General features: G+C 70.4%; 18 protein-coding genes. 11 read left to right on the forward strand and 7 right to left on the reverse strand.

Annotated elements, in window-relative coordinates:
* From OXR63_RS08395 to OXR63_RS08405, 3 genes are all read left to right on the forward strand, one after another.
* On the forward strand, positions 1-675 hold a 675-nt coding region (locus tag OXR63_RS08395; protein ID WP_267421885.1), incomplete at its 5' end, for a flagellar hook-length control protein FliK.
* A gap of 25 nt (positions 676-700) precedes the next feature.
* Positions 701-1,135, forward strand: coding sequence for a flagellar hook assembly protein FlgD (locus OXR63_RS08400; RefSeq protein ID WP_267421887.1), 435 nt, complete (start codon positions 701-703; stop codon positions 1,133-1,135).
* 54 nt (positions 1,136-1,189) lie between these two features.
* A complete protein-coding gene (locus OXR63_RS08405; RefSeq protein ID WP_194661016.1) occupies positions 1,190-2,365 on the forward strand; it encodes a flagellar hook protein FlgE in 1,176 nt (391 codons plus the stop codon).
* Between the two features lie 114 nt (positions 2,366-2,479).
* On the opposite strand, the gene OXR63_RS08410 is transcribed toward OXR63_RS08405, so the two are convergent.
* The gene (locus tag OXR63_RS08410; protein ID WP_267421894.1) at positions 2,480-3,079 is read right to left on the reverse strand and encodes a nucleotidyltransferase domain-containing protein; all 600 of its coding nucleotides are present in this window, start codon (positions 3,077-3,079) and stop codon (positions 2,480-2,482) included.
* 440 nt (positions 3,080-3,519) lie between these two features.
* Between OXR63_RS08410 and OXR63_RS08415 the strand changes: the two genes are divergently transcribed.
* On the forward strand, positions 3,520-4,428 hold the full coding sequence (locus tag OXR63_RS08415; RefSeq protein ID WP_267421896.1) for a S66 peptidase family protein: 909 nt from the start codon (positions 3,520-3,522) through the stop codon (positions 4,426-4,428).
* A gap of 115 nt (positions 4,429-4,543) precedes the next feature.
* On the opposite strand, the gene OXR63_RS08420 is transcribed toward OXR63_RS08415, so the two are convergent.
* Both OXR63_RS08420 and OXR63_RS08425 read right to left on the reverse strand, forming a co-directional pair.
* Positions 4,544-5,278: an SDR family NAD(P)-dependent oxidoreductase gene (locus OXR63_RS08420; RefSeq protein ID WP_267421898.1), complete on the reverse strand. Its 735-nt coding sequence runs from the start codon at positions 5,276-5,278 to the stop codon at positions 4,544-4,546.
* A gap of 1 nt (position 5,279) precedes the next feature.
* Positions 5,280-5,897, reverse strand: a complete 618-nt coding sequence (locus OXR63_RS08425; RefSeq protein ID WP_267421901.1) for an NADPH-dependent F420 reductase — start codon at positions 5,895-5,897, stop codon at positions 5,280-5,282.
* Positions 5,898-6,050: 153 nt separating this feature from the next.
* On the opposite strand from OXR63_RS08425, the gene OXR63_RS08430 reads away from it, so the two are divergent.
* On the forward strand, positions 6,051-6,713 hold the full coding sequence (locus OXR63_RS08430) for a TetR/AcrR family transcriptional regulator (protein WP_267421903.1): 663 nt from the start codon (positions 6,051-6,053) through the stop codon (positions 6,711-6,713).
* A gap of 14 nt (positions 6,714-6,727) precedes the next feature.
* Positions 6,728-7,300, forward strand: a complete 573-nt coding sequence (locus OXR63_RS08435) for a bleomycin resistance protein (RefSeq protein ID WP_267421905.1) — start codon at positions 6,728-6,730, stop codon at positions 7,298-7,300.
* 29 nt (positions 7,301-7,329) lie between these two features.
* Here OXR63_RS08435 and OXR63_RS08440 read toward each other — a convergent pair whose 3' ends face one another.
* Together OXR63_RS08440 and OXR63_RS08445 are read right to left on the reverse strand one after the other, a co-directional pair.
* On the reverse strand, positions 7,330-7,584 hold the full coding sequence (locus OXR63_RS08440; RefSeq protein WP_267421906.1) for a hypothetical protein: 255 nt from the start codon (positions 7,582-7,584) through the stop codon (positions 7,330-7,332).
* A 209-nt stretch (positions 7,585-7,793) separates the two neighbouring features.
* Complete coding sequence (locus OXR63_RS08445; RefSeq protein ID WP_267421907.1) at positions 7,794-7,919, reverse strand: hypothetical protein; 126 nt, start codon at positions 7,917-7,919, stop codon at positions 7,794-7,796.
* Between the two features lie 249 nt (positions 7,920-8,168).
* Between OXR63_RS08445 and OXR63_RS08450 the strand changes: the two genes are divergently transcribed.
* From OXR63_RS08450 to OXR63_RS08470, 5 genes are all read left to right on the forward strand, one after another.
* On the forward strand, positions 8,169-8,831 hold the full coding sequence (locus tag OXR63_RS08450) for a Type 1 glutamine amidotransferase-like domain-containing protein (RefSeq protein ID WP_267421909.1): 663 nt from the start codon (positions 8,169-8,171) through the stop codon (positions 8,829-8,831).
* Between the two features lie 237 nt (positions 8,832-9,068).
* Positions 9,069-9,794, forward strand: coding sequence for a DUF4232 domain-containing protein (locus OXR63_RS08455; RefSeq protein ID WP_267422078.1), 726 nt, complete (start codon positions 9,069-9,071; stop codon positions 9,792-9,794).
* A gap of 7 nt (positions 9,795-9,801) precedes the next feature.
* A complete protein-coding gene (locus OXR63_RS08460; protein WP_267421910.1) occupies positions 9,802-10,467 on the forward strand; it encodes a winged helix-turn-helix domain-containing protein in 666 nt (221 codons plus the stop codon).
* Positions 10,468-10,635: 168 nt separating this feature from the next.
* A complete protein-coding gene (locus OXR63_RS18400; protein ID WP_267421913.1) occupies positions 10,636-11,682 on the forward strand; it encodes a sensor histidine kinase in 1,047 nt (348 codons plus the stop codon).
* A gap of 110 nt (positions 11,683-11,792) precedes the next feature.
* Positions 11,793-12,686, forward strand: a complete 894-nt coding sequence (locus OXR63_RS08470; RefSeq protein WP_267421916.1) for an SDR family oxidoreductase — start codon at positions 11,793-11,795, stop codon at positions 12,684-12,686.
* Positions 12,687-12,720: 34 nt separating this feature from the next.
* Here OXR63_RS08470 and OXR63_RS08475 read toward each other — a convergent pair whose 3' ends face one another.
* Both OXR63_RS08475 and OXR63_RS08480 read right to left on the reverse strand, forming a co-directional pair.
* Positions 12,721-13,749 carry an AraC family transcriptional regulator gene (locus tag OXR63_RS08475; RefSeq protein ID WP_267421918.1) on the reverse strand — a complete coding sequence of 343 codons (1,029 nt, stop codon included), beginning with the start codon at positions 13,747-13,749 and terminating at the stop codon, positions 12,721-12,723.
* Between the two features lie 360 nt (positions 13,750-14,109).
* Positions 14,110-14,694 carry a TetR/AcrR family transcriptional regulator C-terminal domain-containing protein gene (locus OXR63_RS08480; RefSeq protein WP_267421919.1) on the reverse strand — a complete coding sequence of 195 codons (585 nt, stop codon included), beginning with the start codon at positions 14,692-14,694 and terminating at the stop codon, positions 14,110-14,112.
* Positions 14,695-14,712 lie beyond the last annotated feature (18 nt).

The raw sequence follows: 14,712 nt of genomic DNA on the forward strand, positions 1-14,712 counted from the left end.
GCGACCACAGCACCCCCCACGACCTCCGTGACTGCGACCACCGCAGCCGCGGCCGCCGTCGCGCTCGTCGCGACCACGACGTCCGAGCCCGGCCACCGCGCCGAGGCGGGCCAGCGCGGGCAGGGCGACCCGAGCCTCCAGGCCGGACCGACCGGGCGCGCACCGGAGGTGGCGTTCGCACTCCCGACCACCGCAACCGCCGCTCCGGCGCCGGCCACGGCACCGGCCACGACGACGGCCCCCGCGCCCGCACCGCTCGCACAGCAGCTCGCACGACCGCTGTTCACGCTCGCGCAGGCCGGCACCGGTGAACACGTCGTGACCGTCCACCTGGTCCCCGACTCGCTCGGTCCGGTCACGGTCCGGGCAGCCGTCGGGGCGCACGGGATGCACGTCGAGCTGTTCGCAGCCTCGGACGCCGGGCGCGACGCGGTCCGCCAGGTCCTGCCGGACCTGCGCCGCGACGCCGCCGGCAGCGGGGTCACGACGACGCTCGACCTGTCGTCGCAGAACCACCCGGACCGACCGGCGGGCGACTCCGCCGGTCGCGACGGACGCCCGGCCGCCGGTGGGACCGGCGCCGACGACGACCGGGAGGCTCGCCCCACCACCCTGCGCACCCTGCGTCCCACATCCACCTCCGTCCGCACCGCGGGACTCGACGTCCTCGCCTGAGGCCTGACGACAAGGAACAGACACCATGCCGATCGACGGGATCACCGGGAGTGTGGACCAGGCCGCGCAGGCCGCCGCACTCGCTGCGAACAGCAGCTCGAAGACGTCCCAGACGATGGACTCCGAGGTGTTCATGAAGCTGCTCGTCACGCAGCTGCGGAACCAGGACCCGTCGTCGCCGATGGACACCAACCAGATGATCAGCCAGCAGACGCAGCTCGCGATGATGGAACAGGTCACCAACCAGACCACCACGGGGAACGAGAACTTCTCCCTGCAGATGCGGATCGCCGCGGCGAACCTCGTGGGCAAGCAGGTCAGCTACACGGACGCCGTGTCAGGGGCCTCGATCACCGGGACCGCATCAGCGGTCTCGTACGCCAAGAGCGTCCCGACCGTGACCGTGAACGGGAAGGAGGTCGATCTCGACGTGATCTCCGGTATCAAGACCGCCTCCTGATCCTCCTTCCCCCGCTCCTCCCTCTTCTTCCTCACGTTCTGAAAGGAACACCCCATGCTCCGCTCGCTCTACTCCGGGATCTCCGGCCTCCGCTCGCACCAGGAGATGCTCGACGTCACGGGCAACAACATCGCCAACGTGAACACCGTCGGCTTCAAGGCCTCGTCGACCGTCTTCCAGGACACCCTGTCGCAGATGACCCAGGGCGCCGGGGGACCGCAGACCGGCATCGGCGGCACGAACCCCGCCCAGATCGGCCTCGGCGTGCAGGTCGCCGGCGTCTCCACCAACTTCGCGCAGGGCTCGGCGCAGGCCACCGGCAAGGCGACCGACCTGATGATCTCCGGTGACGGGTTCTTCGTCACCCGCCTCGGCAACGACACCGTCTACAGCCGTGCCGGCGCGTTCGACTTCGACGCGAACGGCCGTCTGGTCAGCTCGGACGGCAAGATCGTCCAGGGCTACCCGGCCACCAACGGCGTCGTGAACGACGGCGGCGCGCTCACCGACATCACCCTGCCGATCGACGCGGCTGCCCCCGCCACGGCCACCAGCTCGGCGACCGTCACGGGCAACCTGCCCTCCGACACCGCCGTCGGGCAGACGCTGAACCGCGACGCCACCGTGTACGACCAGTACGGCACCAAGCACACGATGTCCCTCGCGTACCAGCGCACCACCACGGGCTGGACCGTCACGGCCAGCAACGGCCAGGGCACCTCGAAGACGGCCGACATGACCTTCAAGGCCGACGGCACCATCGCCTCCGGTGGCACCATCGCGGTCGGCGGCATCACCGTCGACATGACGCAGCTCTCCGGCTTCGCGACGCTCAACACCGCGTCGATCTCGTCGCAGAACGGCCACGAGGCCGGGTCGCTGCAGGGCTACTCGATCTCGAAGGACGGCACCGTCGTCGGCAGCTTCTCCAACGGCTCGTCGCTCGCCATCGGCCGCATCGCCCTCGCGACCTTCGCGAACCCGGCCGGCCTCGAGAAGACCGGTGCGTCCGGCTACCGCACCACCGCCAACTCGGGCCAGGCGAACGTCGGCACCCCGGGCTCCGCGGGCATCGGGTCGCTCGCATCCGGCACGCTCGAGATGTCGAACGTGGACCTGTCGCAGGAGTTCACGAACCTGATCGTCGCGCAGCGCGGCTTCCAGGCGAACGCCCGCATCATCACGACCTCCGACGAGGTGCTGCAGGAGCTGACGAACCTCAAGCGGTAGTCGTCGGGTCATGACCGCAACGGCGTGACGGACGGGAGGCTCGGTGCCAGCTGGCACCGGGCCTCCCGTCCGTCGTGGGGTCCGGATCAGGGCGGCCGGGCGGCCGCCACGTCCTCACCGGAACACGTCCGCCCATGCTGATGCGGGGTGCGCCCGTGTGATCGCTTCGTGGAGCCACTGCCGCGCCTCGTCGTCCAGCAACGGTGTCACCGCTGCCCGGTCCGACTCGTCCTTCGCGGACGGGTCCGCGGACTTCCAGAGGAGCTGCACCTCGGGCGCCACGACCCGCAACCCCTCGACGTCGAGGACGGCCGCGGACCACGCCCGCTGGACCGTCGGCGCTCGGCGGTAGAGCCACGTGTCGATGTCGCCGGCCTCTCGGTTGACCTGCAGGCACCAGAGCCCGGATCGCTCGTCGAGACACCAGATGTTGTCCAGCGGCTCCGTGTCGACGGCTTCGTCGATGGGTGCGAGGTGCCCTGACTGGGCGGCGAAGAGCTGCATCCACCGGGGGAGCGTCGCGGCGAAGGCGGGGAAGTCCTCGTCGACGATGCTGACGTCGATGTCGCCGTGCGCGCGTGACGTGTACCCGAGGACGACGTCGATGCCGAACCCGCCGGAGAGCCACGCGGGACTCCCCGCGATGACCTCTCGCACGTGCGCCACGGTCAGCGGTGCCCATCGGTCGACGGACGGGTCGTGGCGTCGGCGCATGCCGTCACGATAAGCGCCTGCCCGGTGATCGCCTGCTGGGCCGCGAGTGCGCGTCGGGAGAACGTGGCGTGCTGGAGCCCCAGGTGCAGCGCGTTCCAGGTCGACGCGTTCGGCTACCGAGTCAGTCTGCGTCGGACACGGTGACCATCGCCACGATCGTCCCGTCCTGACGGACGACGAAGAGGTTCCCCACCTCCGCGTCGCGGAACAGAACGGCGTCGGGTACCGCGTCTGCCACTGGTCGATCCCACGCGATCGCAGCCACTGCCTGGCCTCGTCGAGGAGGCCCTGGGCAGCTGGGACGTCGGCGACGCAGGCACGGTCGACCACCAACACGTCTGGGTTCACGGGACGACGGTAGCGGGAGTGGTGTTCGACCCGGAGCCCCGGTCACCGATCGTTGATCCATGCACCTCGTCTGGTGGGTAGGGTCCCGGGGCATGGAAGCGACGACGCTGAGACCTCGTACGGTGGCCGCAGGCGACACGGTCGCGATCGTCTCGCCCGCCTCGTGGCCAGAGGAGTCCGTACCGAGCTGGATCGCGGAACGAGTCGAGTCATGGGGCCTGCGAGCAGTCGTCGCTCCCCACGCGCTCGACCAGCGCGGGTACCTCGCGGGCAGCGACGCCGACCGCGCGGCCGACCTGAACGACGCGATCCGAGATCCGGAGATCCGCGCCGTGATCGCCTCCGTCGGTGGGTGCGGCAGCTTCCGCATCGTGCCGGACGTCGACGTCGATGCGCTCCGCGCCGACCCGAAGATGCTCGTCGGGTACAGCGACATCACGGCGCTGCACCAGGTGTGGAACGCCGCAGGCGTCCCGACGCTGCACGGTGCGATCGCCGGCGCCCATGGTGATCACGTCCGGCGACTGCTCATGGAGGACGCGGAGACGGTCGTCGAGGCCGATCCCGGCGCGCTGTCGGCCGATCTGACGACGAGGGGGAGCGTGGAGGGGCCGCTGTTCGGCGGGAACCTCGAGATGCTGGCGCGGTCGGTCGGGGTGGTGGACTTCGACGTCGCGGGCGGGATCCTCCTCCTCGAGGTCAACCGGGCAGCTGGGCTGGGGATGGTCGATCGGGCGCTGACGCAGCTCCGGTACTCCGGAGCACTCGACGGTGTGGTGGGTGTCGCACTCGGCAGCATCGACCAGTTCGCGGGCTACGAGGACCGCGGCTGGACCATCGTCGACACCCTCCGCGACCACTTCGAGGCGCTAGGCGTACCGGTGCTCGGCGGGCTTCCCCTTGGTCACGTCGAGGACCTGGTCACGGTGCCCCTCGGAACAGCCGCCGTGCTCGACGTCGATCACGGTCGCCTGACGGTGGGGTCGCCGTCCGGGTCCTGAACACGGAAGGCGCCAGATCGCAGACCGTCGTGCGAGACAGCGAAACCAGGTGTTCGACCAGTTCCGACAGCACGGCCCGGCCACCGATCGGTCGTTCGGGGGCCGGGTCGCGTGCTCAGATGACGGTGGTGCCCCCATCCGCGACGAGTTCCATGCCGTTGACGTAGCTGGAGTCGTCCGAGGCGAGGAACAGTGCAACCGACGCGATCTCGTCGGGACGGCCCATCTGCCGTCGCGGGATCACGGATTCGAACTGGGTCTTCATCTCGTCGCTCATGACCGACTCCATCATGGGCGACGACACCTGCCCCGGGGTCAACACGTTCACACGGATCCGGCGGTCGCGGAGCTCTGACACCCAGACTCGTGCGTAGGCCGGCAACACGGCCTTGCTCCCCGCGTACACGGTCCAGTCGGGGTAGCCCCTGAGCGACGCGTTGGAGCCGGTCATGATGATCGAACCGCCGTCGTTGAGCAGCGGCAGCGCCTTCTGCACGGTGAACAGCGTCCCCTTCGCGTTGAGGCTGAACGCGGCGTCGAACTGCTCCTCCGTGATCTCCCCGAGCCGCCCCTGCTCGCCGGCCCCGGCACTGGCCCAGAGCACGTCGACGGAGCCCTTCTCGTGCAGGACCGTGTCGAACAGGTGGTCGAGGTCGCCGAGGTCGCCGGAGTCACCCTGCACGCCGGTGACGTTCCTGCCGATCCGGTCGACGGCGGTGTCCAGCACGTCCTGTCTGCGGCCCATGACGAAGACGTGTGCGCCTTCCTCGACGAACCGCTCGGCGCCGGCCAGCGCCATCCCACTGGTGCCGCCGGTGATCACCGCGACCTTGCCGTCGAGCTTCCCCATGTCAGCGGACCTCGACCTTCAGTGCGGCGCTGAAGCCGGCACCGTTGTTCGCCACGCCCACCAGCAGGATCCCGGCCCATTCGAGTGCGTGTGCCATGGCGAGGCTGCCGGCGTCGCGGGGCTGCATGCCGATGCTGGCGAGGAGCTCCGCGACGGCAGCCTTCGCCGTCGCGCTGTCGCCGGCCGTGAAGGCGTCGAGGGGCGCGTCCCCGGCGATGACTCCGCCGAAGATCGTGTTGAACGCCTTCACCACGTGGGCGCTGTCCGGGGCCACTGCAGCGATCTGCTCGGACACGGAGTGGCCGAGGGTCGTCACCACGCCGGTCGCGTCGTCGTTGAACGGGTTGGTGATGTCGACGAGGACCTTGCCCGCCAGCGCATCGCCGTGGTGCGCGACGACGTCGACGGCGTGTGCGTACGGGACGGCGATGATGACGATGTCCCCCGCGGGCCTCGCTCCGTACGTGCCGACGGTGGCGCCGTGACCGACGCGGTCCGCGAGGCGCTGGGCCTTGTCCGCACTGCGGCTGATGAGTTCGATGGTGTGTCCGTGCTGAGCGGCCCGGGTGCCGATGGCCTCGGCCATGGTGCCTGCGCCGATGATGCTGATGGTCGTCATGTCGGTGTCTCTTCCTCGTGTTCGCAGATCGTGCCCAGCCCGGGCACGACTCCGAAGCGGTCGCCTCTGTACATGAGGCACCCCTCCGGTTCGTGGACCACAACCGGAGGGGTGCCTCATGTCATTCCCGGACGAGCGCGGTAGTTTTGTCGGGTGAGCACCACCGACGCCGAACAGACGCGAGTTCCGCTCCGGCGCGACGCCCGAGAGCGCCGCGCGAGACTCCTGGTGTCCGCACGGCAGGAGTTCGCCGCCCGAGGCGTCAACGCCTCCCTGGAGCAGATCGCGCGGAGCGCGGGCGTCGCCATCGGCACCCTGTACCGCCACTTCCCGACCCGACTGGACCTGCTCGAGGCCGCCTACGAGCCGCGCCTGCAGGACTTCCTCGACGAGGCGGACGCGGCACTCCGGACAGACGGACCCTGGGAGGGCTTCGTCTCGTACCTCCAGAACCTGTTCCGCGTCCAGGCTGGAGACCGGGGCTTCAACGACTTCCTGTCCCGCCGGTTCCCGGACAGTCCGGCGACCGAGCGGATCCACGACCGGATGTGTCAGCAGATCGACGACGTGCTCCGTCGCGCGCAGGACGCCGGAAGTGTCCGACCGGACATCGCCCTGGCGGACATCGTGAACCTCATCTGGTCGAACGGACAGATGATCGACGCCACCAGGACCACCGCTCCTGACGCCTGGCGGCGGCAGCTCCACCTGATGCTCGACGCGTACCGAGCCGAGCGTGCACACCCGATCCCGGAACCGCCGATGAGCGACGATCAGCTCTACGCCGCCATGGTCCATCTCAGCCAGGCGGGGTAGTTCGAAACTCCCGGATGCCTCCGCACGACGAGCGGCTCGCGGGATGCGATCACGGTGATGCTGCGCTCGACATGGTGGACATTGCCCTCTGTGCCGCGGGGGAGGACGGCCACCGGGACTGCTCGCGAGGTCGAGCCTGCGACGATGGTCCGGTGATGGAAGGCATCGAACCCTCGCTCGTTCCCGAGCTGCTGGTGACCGACCTGGACCAGAGCCTCGAGTTCTGGTGCGGCGTGTGCGGCTTCGCCGTCGCCTACGCGCGTCCTGAGGAACGCTTCGCGTACATCGCGCTCGGTTCAGCGCACCTGATGCTCGAACAAGTCGGCGTGGGTCGCAACTGGATCACGGGGCCGCTCGAGCGCCCGCTGGGCCGCGGGGTGAATCTCCAGATCACCGTGCCGAACACGGAAGCACTGGTGCAGGCGCTCGGACGCCGAGGTGTCGAGCTCTTCATGCAACCCGAGACGAAGTGGTACGGCGTGGGCGAGGAAGAGGCCGGCGTGCACCAGTTCCTCGTCCAGGACCCCGACGGCTACCTCGTGCGGTTCCAGAGCTCACTGGGGCGACGGCCGGCGGTCCAGTCGTGATCAGCGGATGCGTCGGTTGCCGGGGGCTCTCACACCGAGCAGTCGACGTCGGTCTCCGTTCGCGCTTCGGTCAGATGCACCTCGTGTGGCACTGCGAGGGCGCCTCTCGCATCCAGGACGAGGCACCCGTACGCCGTTGAACCGTCGTGCGCATCGACTTCGCAGTCCTCGACTGACCCGTGGTCGACCGGGACATCGGTCCGCTCGCCAGGTCTGAGATCGTCGCGGTTGTCCCACGCGCACGTCAGATCGACGGAACGGCCGACGTCGTTCACGACGGTCACAGCGACCTGCGGACGGAGGAGCCCCGATGCCCAACCGACCGAGGCTGCTCCAGCCACCAGGAGAGCGCACGCAGAGATGCACACGAGCGTGACGATCGATCGGCGTCGCATGACGTCGATCGTAGGGTGGCGCACCGGATCGGGAGGCGCTCGGTGGTCGCGCTCCTGGAGCACGTTGCCATGCGACCTGGCGGCAGAGGTCCTCCAAGTCACGCCGTGGGCGTGGTCTCGCAGCGGCGTCGGCCCTCGTCCTGCTCCGAGGAACGCGCGGCTCGGTCGATCTGCCAGTTGGGGAAGACGACCACCGCAGCACCGGTGACAGCGAGGGGGTTCACCGGTCGTGTGCGTCGACGCCGGAACGGGTCGCGTCGTCCTCAGCCCGCTCTCCTGAACGGTGAAGGCGCCGTCAGGGGGCAGGCCATCAGACCGCGGCCTTCCGTCGTCGCCTGGCGCGCACGGAGAGAGCGATGCCCACCACGTCGAGCACGACGAGAAGGGCGATGGAGGGACCGTGCGCGCGTTGCACCACTGCGGGCGACGGTGGATCCTTGTCCTGATCCACCGCTTGCGAGCCAGGAGGACCCATGAAGCTGCTGTTGACATCCGGAGGTGTCACGAATCCGAGCATCCGCGCGGCGCTCGTGGGTCTGCTCGGCAAGCCGATCGAGGACAGCCACGCTCTGGTCATCCCGACCGCGCAGTGGGGTCATCCGATGTGTGGACCGACGTCGGTCCGGGGGCTCATCACCGGAGGCCACGACTTCCGGGACCTCACCGGCCTGGGCTGGGCGTCCCTCGGCGTCCTCGAGCTCACCGCACTGCCCACGATCGAGGTGCACCGGTGGGCCAGCTGGGTCCGGGACGCCGACGTCCTCCTCGTCGACGGCGGCGACGCCGCGTACCTGAGCCACTGGGTCCTGGAATCAGGGCTCGCCGAGATGTTGCCGTCGTTGCCCGAAGCGGTGTGGGTCGGGGTGAGTGCCGGGAGCATGGTGCTGACACCGCGGATCGGTGCCTCCTTCGTCACGTGGCCGATGGCCGCTGACGACCGGACGCTCGGCGTCGTCGACTTCTCGGTCTTCCCGCACCTCGACGCGTTCCCGGAGAACACGCTCGACCACGCGGAGCGGTGGGCTGCCGACATCGGCGGACCCGCGTACGCCATCGACGAGCAGACGGCGATCACGGTGGTCGACGACACCGTTGCGGTCGTCTCGGAAGGCCGCTGGGTGGGGTTCGGGACGTGAGCAGGGCGAGGACCGAGGCCTGGAGGACCTGACCGACGATGCGGTCGTGGTCGTGCTGCGGACGACGTCCACGGTCGTCCGTCCACGCGAGCGCGGAAGGACCCCGTCGGCAACACGGCGCTGCCGTCCACGACTCCGCCGCCCGATGTGGTCTGCTTGCGGTGTCACCGACTCTCGTCGCGTCTCACGATCATCTCATCGGTCCCCAGCCAGGTTTGGAGCATGACGATTCACAGCATGGTCCGGTCCCTGGGCGCGGTTGCCCTGACGGCGACGACTGCCGTGGCCCTCGCGGCGTGCGCGGCGGGCTCGACGACCCTCCCCGCTCCTCCCACCCGCGTCCCCTCCGCAACAGCGACGCCCTCCGCCGTGCGGACTCCGTCAGCCGCGCCGGCTCGGACCGGGACGACGCAGGCCTCGCCGTCGACCGGGACGACGCAGGCCTCGCCGTCGACCGGAACGACGGCAGGCACCTCGGGGACGTCGGCTGCCGCTGGTCCGGGAGCGGGTACCCGTTCGGGTGCGTGCTCGTTCGACCACCTGTCGATGTCGATCGAGGGCCAGGACGGCGGAGCGCGCGGCGTCAAGGACACGATGAACACGATCAACGTCTCGGTCGTCCTCCACAACACCGGGGCGTCGTCATGCACGGTGCAGGGGTGGCCCGGCGTCTCGTACGTCGGCCGCGGCAACGGCACGCAGGTCGGGGGTGCTGCCACCCTGACCCGGACCGTGCCGCACCCGACGGTGACGCTCCGACCGGGCGGGACCGCCCAGGCCCACCTCACGGCTTCCGCTCTGCCGGAGAGCTGCACGACCGCCCCGGTGGACGGCCTCCGGGTGTACCCGCCCGGGAGCAAGCGGTCGTTCTTCAGCGACACGCGGCTCGTCACCACCGGGGGCGTGTGCGCCGATGCGTCGGTGTCGCTGCTCCGCGTCGAAGCGTTCATCCCGAACCCGTGACCGACGGATGAGACTCCTGCTGCTCGAGGACGACGTCGCGCTGCGCCGTGAACTGGAGCGGGTCCTCCGCGACGCTGGCTGGGCGGTCGACACCGTCGACTCACTCGCCGATGGGGACCTGGCCGCGTCGGTCAACGAGTACGCGTGCTTCGTGTTCGATCGGATGGTGGGCGACGGGGACGCCGTGGACCTGCTGGCACTGCTCCGACGACGCGGCGACACCACACCGGCACTGCTCGTCACCGCACGCGACACCGTCGAGGACCGGGTCGGTGGGTTCGACCACGGCGCCGATGACTACCTGGTCAAGCCGTTCGCCCGTGCCGAACTGATCGCGAGGACCCGGGCGCTCGGACGCCGACACGGACAGCCGAGCGCGCCCCTGCTGCGCGCGGGGGACGTCGAGCTCGACGTCCAGCGGCACACGGTGTTCCGGGGTGGGGTGCTCCTGGCGCTCCGGGCGAAGGAGTTCGCAGTGCTGCACGAGCTCCTGCGGGCGGCGGGCGCCGTGCTCACCCGCTCCGACCTGATCGAACGATGCTGGGACGAGGCCCACGACCCTGCCTCGAACGTCGTCGACGCCGTCATCGCCCAGCTGCGTCGGGCACTCGGTACGCCGGATCCCATCGAGACCGTGCGCAGCGTCGGCTACCGACTGCGCAGTCCAGCTTGACGACACCGGAACGGCGACGCCTCCGACGGGTCCGATGGAGCATGACCGCGTTCTTCGCCCTCGCGACGGCCCTGTCGTTGACCGTCTTCGCGATCGTCGCGGCGACGATCGACGCGCTCTCGGGAGCGCGCGGTCGACAAGGCGCTGACGATCGCCGCCGACCAGCTCGTGGAGACCGCCACCTGGTACGACGGCTTCACCTTCGATCCGGACGGTGTGCAGACCTGGGCCACGCTGCAGGTGCACTTCGCCTTCGTCGACGACCAGGGCATCGCGGTCGCGACGCCGGACCAGGCGGGACTGCCGTCAGGCGCCCTCATCGACACCATGGTCCAGGACGCCCGCCGACACGACTCGACCGTGTACCGGCGAGCTCCCCAGGTGGGCGATGGCGCCGCCTCTGCCTGGGCGGCCGAGCGGCTGCCGGGTCAGCGGGACGCGGTGGTGCTCGTCGGCACCACCACCGGCCCGTCGACCGCCGCGCACGACCGGCTGGTCACGCAGCTCGTCCTGGCGGCCGCTGGCTTGACCGTCGCCGGTGCCGCCACGGGGCACCTGCTGTCCGGACTCGCGATGCGACCCGCGCTCCGAGGCATCGAGGGGCAGGAGCAGTTCCTCCGTGAGGCCGCCCACGAACTCCGGACACCCCTGGCGACGATGCGGCTCGGAGTCGACGGCATCGCGGATGCGGACGCGCCGGCTGCGCTCAGACGCGTCGGCGAGCAGGTCGCTCGGATGTCCGAACTCACGCACCACCTGCTCGTGCGCGCCCGCCTGCGCGCCGCCGACGTGACCGGTGTGACGCTGACGCCCCTGCGTCTCGACCTGGTCGTCGAACGGGTCATCGAGGAGATGCCGGACGCAGGCGCCGTCCGCGTGCAGACCGTTCCGGTCGTGGTCGACGGTCACCCGGAGCTCCTCGGGCAGCTCGTCCGCAACCTCGTGCAGAACGCCCTCGACCACGGCGCACCGCCCGTGCAGGTCGTCGTCGGCGACAGCGCCCTGTCCGTCATCGACAGCGGAGCAGACCCCGTGGACGAACGCCGGCCCTTACGCACCGCACCGGGAACGACCACCAGCACGGGCACCGGATCTGGCCTCGCCATCGTGGCGTGGGTGGTGCAGGTGCACGAGGCGGCCCTGCGGTTCGACACGACCCGTGGTGGCGGACTCGACGCGACCGTCACGTTCCCCCAGCGCACGCCGACCGCCTGACCGGAACCGAAGCCGGAACCGCACCGGAACCGGGGAGTCGTCGGCGAGGGACCCGGGACTGTCTAGTGTCGGTGGCAGGGACGCGCGGCGTCCCGAGGGGAGCACGACACATGCGAGTTGCGATCACGGGTGGGACCGGCTTCGTCGGTCGGCACCTGGCAGAGCGGTACGCCCCCGAGGACGTCGTGGTCGTCTCCCGTCGCACAGGGGTCGAGATCGACGACGTGGACGCGCTCACCACGGCGTTCGCGGGCGTCGACACGGTGGCGCACTGCGCGGGCATCAACCGCGAACTCGGTGACCAGTCGTTCGAGCGGGTCCACGTCCGCGGGACCGCTGCCGTGCTCGAGGCTGCGCGCCGGGCGGGGGTGCAGCGGGTCGTCCTGCTGAGCTTCCTGCGGGCACGGCCGGGCACAGGGTCCCCGTACCACGAGACGAAGTGGGCCGCGGAGGAGATGGTCCGGTCCTCCGGGCTCGACTACACCGTGCTCAAGGCCGGGATGATCTACGGCCACGGTGACCACCTCGTCGACCACCTCAGCCACACCGTGCAGACCGTGCCGCTGTTCGCGTCCGTCGGTCTCCGCGAGAAGACGATCAGCCCGATCCCGGTCGCCGAACTCGTCGACGTGCTCGTCGGCGCGCTGGAGGGACGGCTGTCACGTCGCACGGTCGCGGTCCGCGGTGGCGAGGCGCTGCTGCTCAGCGAGGCGGTCCGCCGCGTCGCGCGCGTGGTCGGCCGGCCGGTGCGGGTGTTCCCGGCGCCCGTCTGGGCGCACCTGGTGCTCGGCCAGGTCACCGAGTGGACGATGCGTGTGCCGCTCGTCGCCAAGGCGCAGGTGCGGATGCTCGCCGAGGGCGTCACGGAGGCGACGCAGCCGGCCGGGGAGCTCCCCGACGACCTGATGCCGAAGGCCCGGTTCGACGACGACCACATCCGGGCGGCACTGCCACCGCGAGGCGGTTTCACCGTGCGGGACCTCCGACTCCCAGGACGTCGCTGACGGCACCCATGACGGACGGGAGCCACGCGACGTGTCAGGCGGTTCTGGGCAGGGCGCGGCTGCGGAGACGTCGTGTCGGCAGCCCGCGGAGCGTCTCGCCCGGGTACTCCCCGAACCGCTGCAGGTACGTGCCGGCGAAGCGTCCCATGTGCCGGAAGCCCCACTCGCGGGCGACGGTCGCGACCGTGACGGAGCCCGGGTCGGCGAGCTGCAGCGCGATCCGGACCCGGTCCAGGCGCATGTGCTGCAGGTACGTCATCGGGGTGCTGTCGGTGTAGCGCAGGAACGCGCTCTGCAGCGTCCTGGCGCTGACCCCGGTCGCGCGGCACAGGTCGGCGAGCGTGACCTGGTCGCCGCAGTGCTCCGCCAGGTACGCCTGCGCCAGCTCGACCGTCGTCCGGCCGGCGCCGAGCTCCCGCCGTTCCGAGCGTCCTCCGTAGGCGCGGACGACCCACTCCGCGAGCTGGACCTGCAGCGACAACCGCGCCTGCAGCGGGTCGCTCTCGCCGAAGGCCGCCGTGGCCACGGCGTGGATGCTGGTCTGCAGTCCCTGGAGCGCATCTGGGCGGGGCTGGGTGCGGAACACGGGATCGGTGGCGGTCCGTGCGCCCGAGAGCACGGCGTCGACGGTCTCGATGAACCCGAGGTCGATGCGCACCAGGTGGTGCACGCCCGCCGGGGTGACGATCGAGAACGGCCGGTCGACGGGGAACACGACCGGGACTCCCGGATCCGTCACGAACCGAGCGGAGCCGTCGTCGATGTGGACACCACCGCTGGCTGTCCATCCCAGGGCCAGCCAGGTGCCGCCGTGCAGATCGCCGCTGCGGTCGGTGGTCGCGGCGGAGCTGACGAGTTCGATGTTGAGGTCACGGAGGGTCCGGTGGCTGTAGCGGAAGCGGTCGCCCCGGCCGAACACGACGCCCTCCGCGTCGTTCAGGTCCTCCTGCAGCTGGACGGCGTCGCGGCGGTCCGTGCCGGTGCGCTCCGAGAGTCGGCGTCCGATGACCCGTTGGCCGAGCAGTCGTGTGTCGGGCGGCGTCGCGCGTTCGGCGGTCAGCACGACAGCTCGGTCCGCCAGCACCGGGAGTCGACCGGCTGGGCACGCACGTCCATCAGGTCCGTCGGCACCAGCGCACGGACCCAGTCCGCGTGCACCCGGTGCCGGGCGGTCGTCCCACTGGTCTCCCTGGTCCCGCTGGTGGCCGTCGCACCAGCGCCTTGGTTGCATCCGCGCATCGCGCCTCCCTGCAGCGAAAGGTCCTGAGTAGGACACCATGAGTATCGTCCGTACTGATTGCGTCCTGACAGGGGTTGACACAAGACGTTCTTGGTGGGAGCTGTGCACCCCGAACGGGTCACACGTCGTCGTCCGTGCTGGTGTCGTGCCCCCAGGGGGTGCAGGCGGGCTGCAGGCGCCGCCTCAGGCGGTGACGCCCTCGAGACCGGTCAGCAGCATCAGCAGGCCCGCCTCGAAGGCCTGGTCGTGAGTGGGGACGGTGAGGTGCTCGCTTGCTGCCGAGGCTCCGGCCTCCTCGGCGCCGTCGGCGTCCGGGTCGGCCTGTTGCTCGAGCGCGCTCCCGACGGTGAACCGACTCGCGGCGAGCATCCCCGCGATCGCGTCCGAGTGGGCCAGGCCGGCGTCGACGAGGAACGCGAACTTCTGCAGGAGCCGTTCGCGGGAGGCGCCGTCGGGGACGGAACCGGCATGGAGCCGTGCCCCGTCGCGATGGGCCAGGAGCGCGCCGCGGAAGCTCCGGTAGTTGTCCAGGAACCACGGCTTCCAGTCGTTGCCGGACCGGGGCAACGGGAGCTCGTCGTACTCCGCGAGCGCGGCTGCGGCCATCGCCGCCAACAGCTCCTGCTTGTTCTTGAAGTGCCAGTACAGGGACGGCTGCTCCACCCCGAGCCGTCGCGCCACCGCCCGCGTGCTCACGCCGTCGAGGCCCACTTCGTCGAGCAACGCCAGTGCTTCCCGGACTGCCACAGCCCGATCGATCTTCGCCATGCTTGACAGACTATCGCT

It is taken from the genome of Curtobacterium sp. GC_Cur_3 (genome assembly GCF_026544205.1).
GTDB lineage: Bacteria > Actinomycetota > Actinomycetes > Actinomycetales > Microbacteriaceae > Curtobacterium.

What these genes read in the sequence shown, in the direction of transcription:
- OXR63_RS08400 (WP_267421887.1), top strand. Translation starts at nt 701, where the DNA reads ATGCCGATCGACGGGATCACCGGGAGTGTGGACCAGGCCGCGCAGGCC.
- OXR63_RS08405 (WP_194661016.1), top strand. Translation starts at nt 1,190, where the DNA reads ATGCTCCGCTCGCTCTACTCCGGGATCTCCGGCCTCCGCTCGCACCAG.
- OXR63_RS08410 (WP_267421894.1), bottom strand. Translation starts at nt 3,079, where the DNA reads ATGCGCCGACGCCACGACCCGTCCGTCGACCGATGGGCACCGCTGACC.
- OXR63_RS08415 (WP_267421896.1), top strand. Translation starts at nt 3,520, where the DNA reads ATGGAAGCGACGACGCTGAGACCTCGTACGGTGGCCGCAGGCGACACG.
- OXR63_RS08420 (WP_267421898.1), bottom strand. Translation starts at nt 5,278, where the DNA reads ATGGGGAAGCTCGACGGCAAGGTCGCGGTGATCACCGGCGGCACCAGT.
- OXR63_RS08425 (WP_267421901.1), bottom strand. Translation starts at nt 5,897, where the DNA reads ATGACGACCATCAGCATCATCGGCGCAGGCACCATGGCCGAGGCCATC.
- OXR63_RS08435 (WP_267421905.1), top strand. Translation starts at nt 6,728, where the DNA reads ATGCCTCCGCACGACGAGCGGCTCGCGGGATGCGATCACGGTGATGCT.
- OXR63_RS08450 (WP_267421909.1), top strand. Translation starts at nt 8,169, where the DNA reads ATGAAGCTGCTGTTGACATCCGGAGGTGTCACGAATCCGAGCATCCGC.
- OXR63_RS08455 (WP_267422078.1), top strand. Translation starts at nt 9,069, where the DNA reads ATGGTCCGGTCCCTGGGCGCGGTTGCCCTGACGGCGACGACTGCCGTG.
- OXR63_RS08460 (WP_267421910.1), top strand. Translation starts at nt 9,802, where the DNA reads ATGAGACTCCTGCTGCTCGAGGACGACGTCGCGCTGCGCCGTGAACTG.
- OXR63_RS08470 (WP_267421916.1), top strand. Translation starts at nt 11,793, where the DNA reads ATGCGAGTTGCGATCACGGGTGGGACCGGCTTCGTCGGTCGGCACCTG.
- OXR63_RS08480 (WP_267421919.1), bottom strand. Translation starts at nt 14,694, where the DNA reads ATGGCGAAGATCGATCGGGCTGTGGCAGTCCGGGAAGCACTGGCGTTG.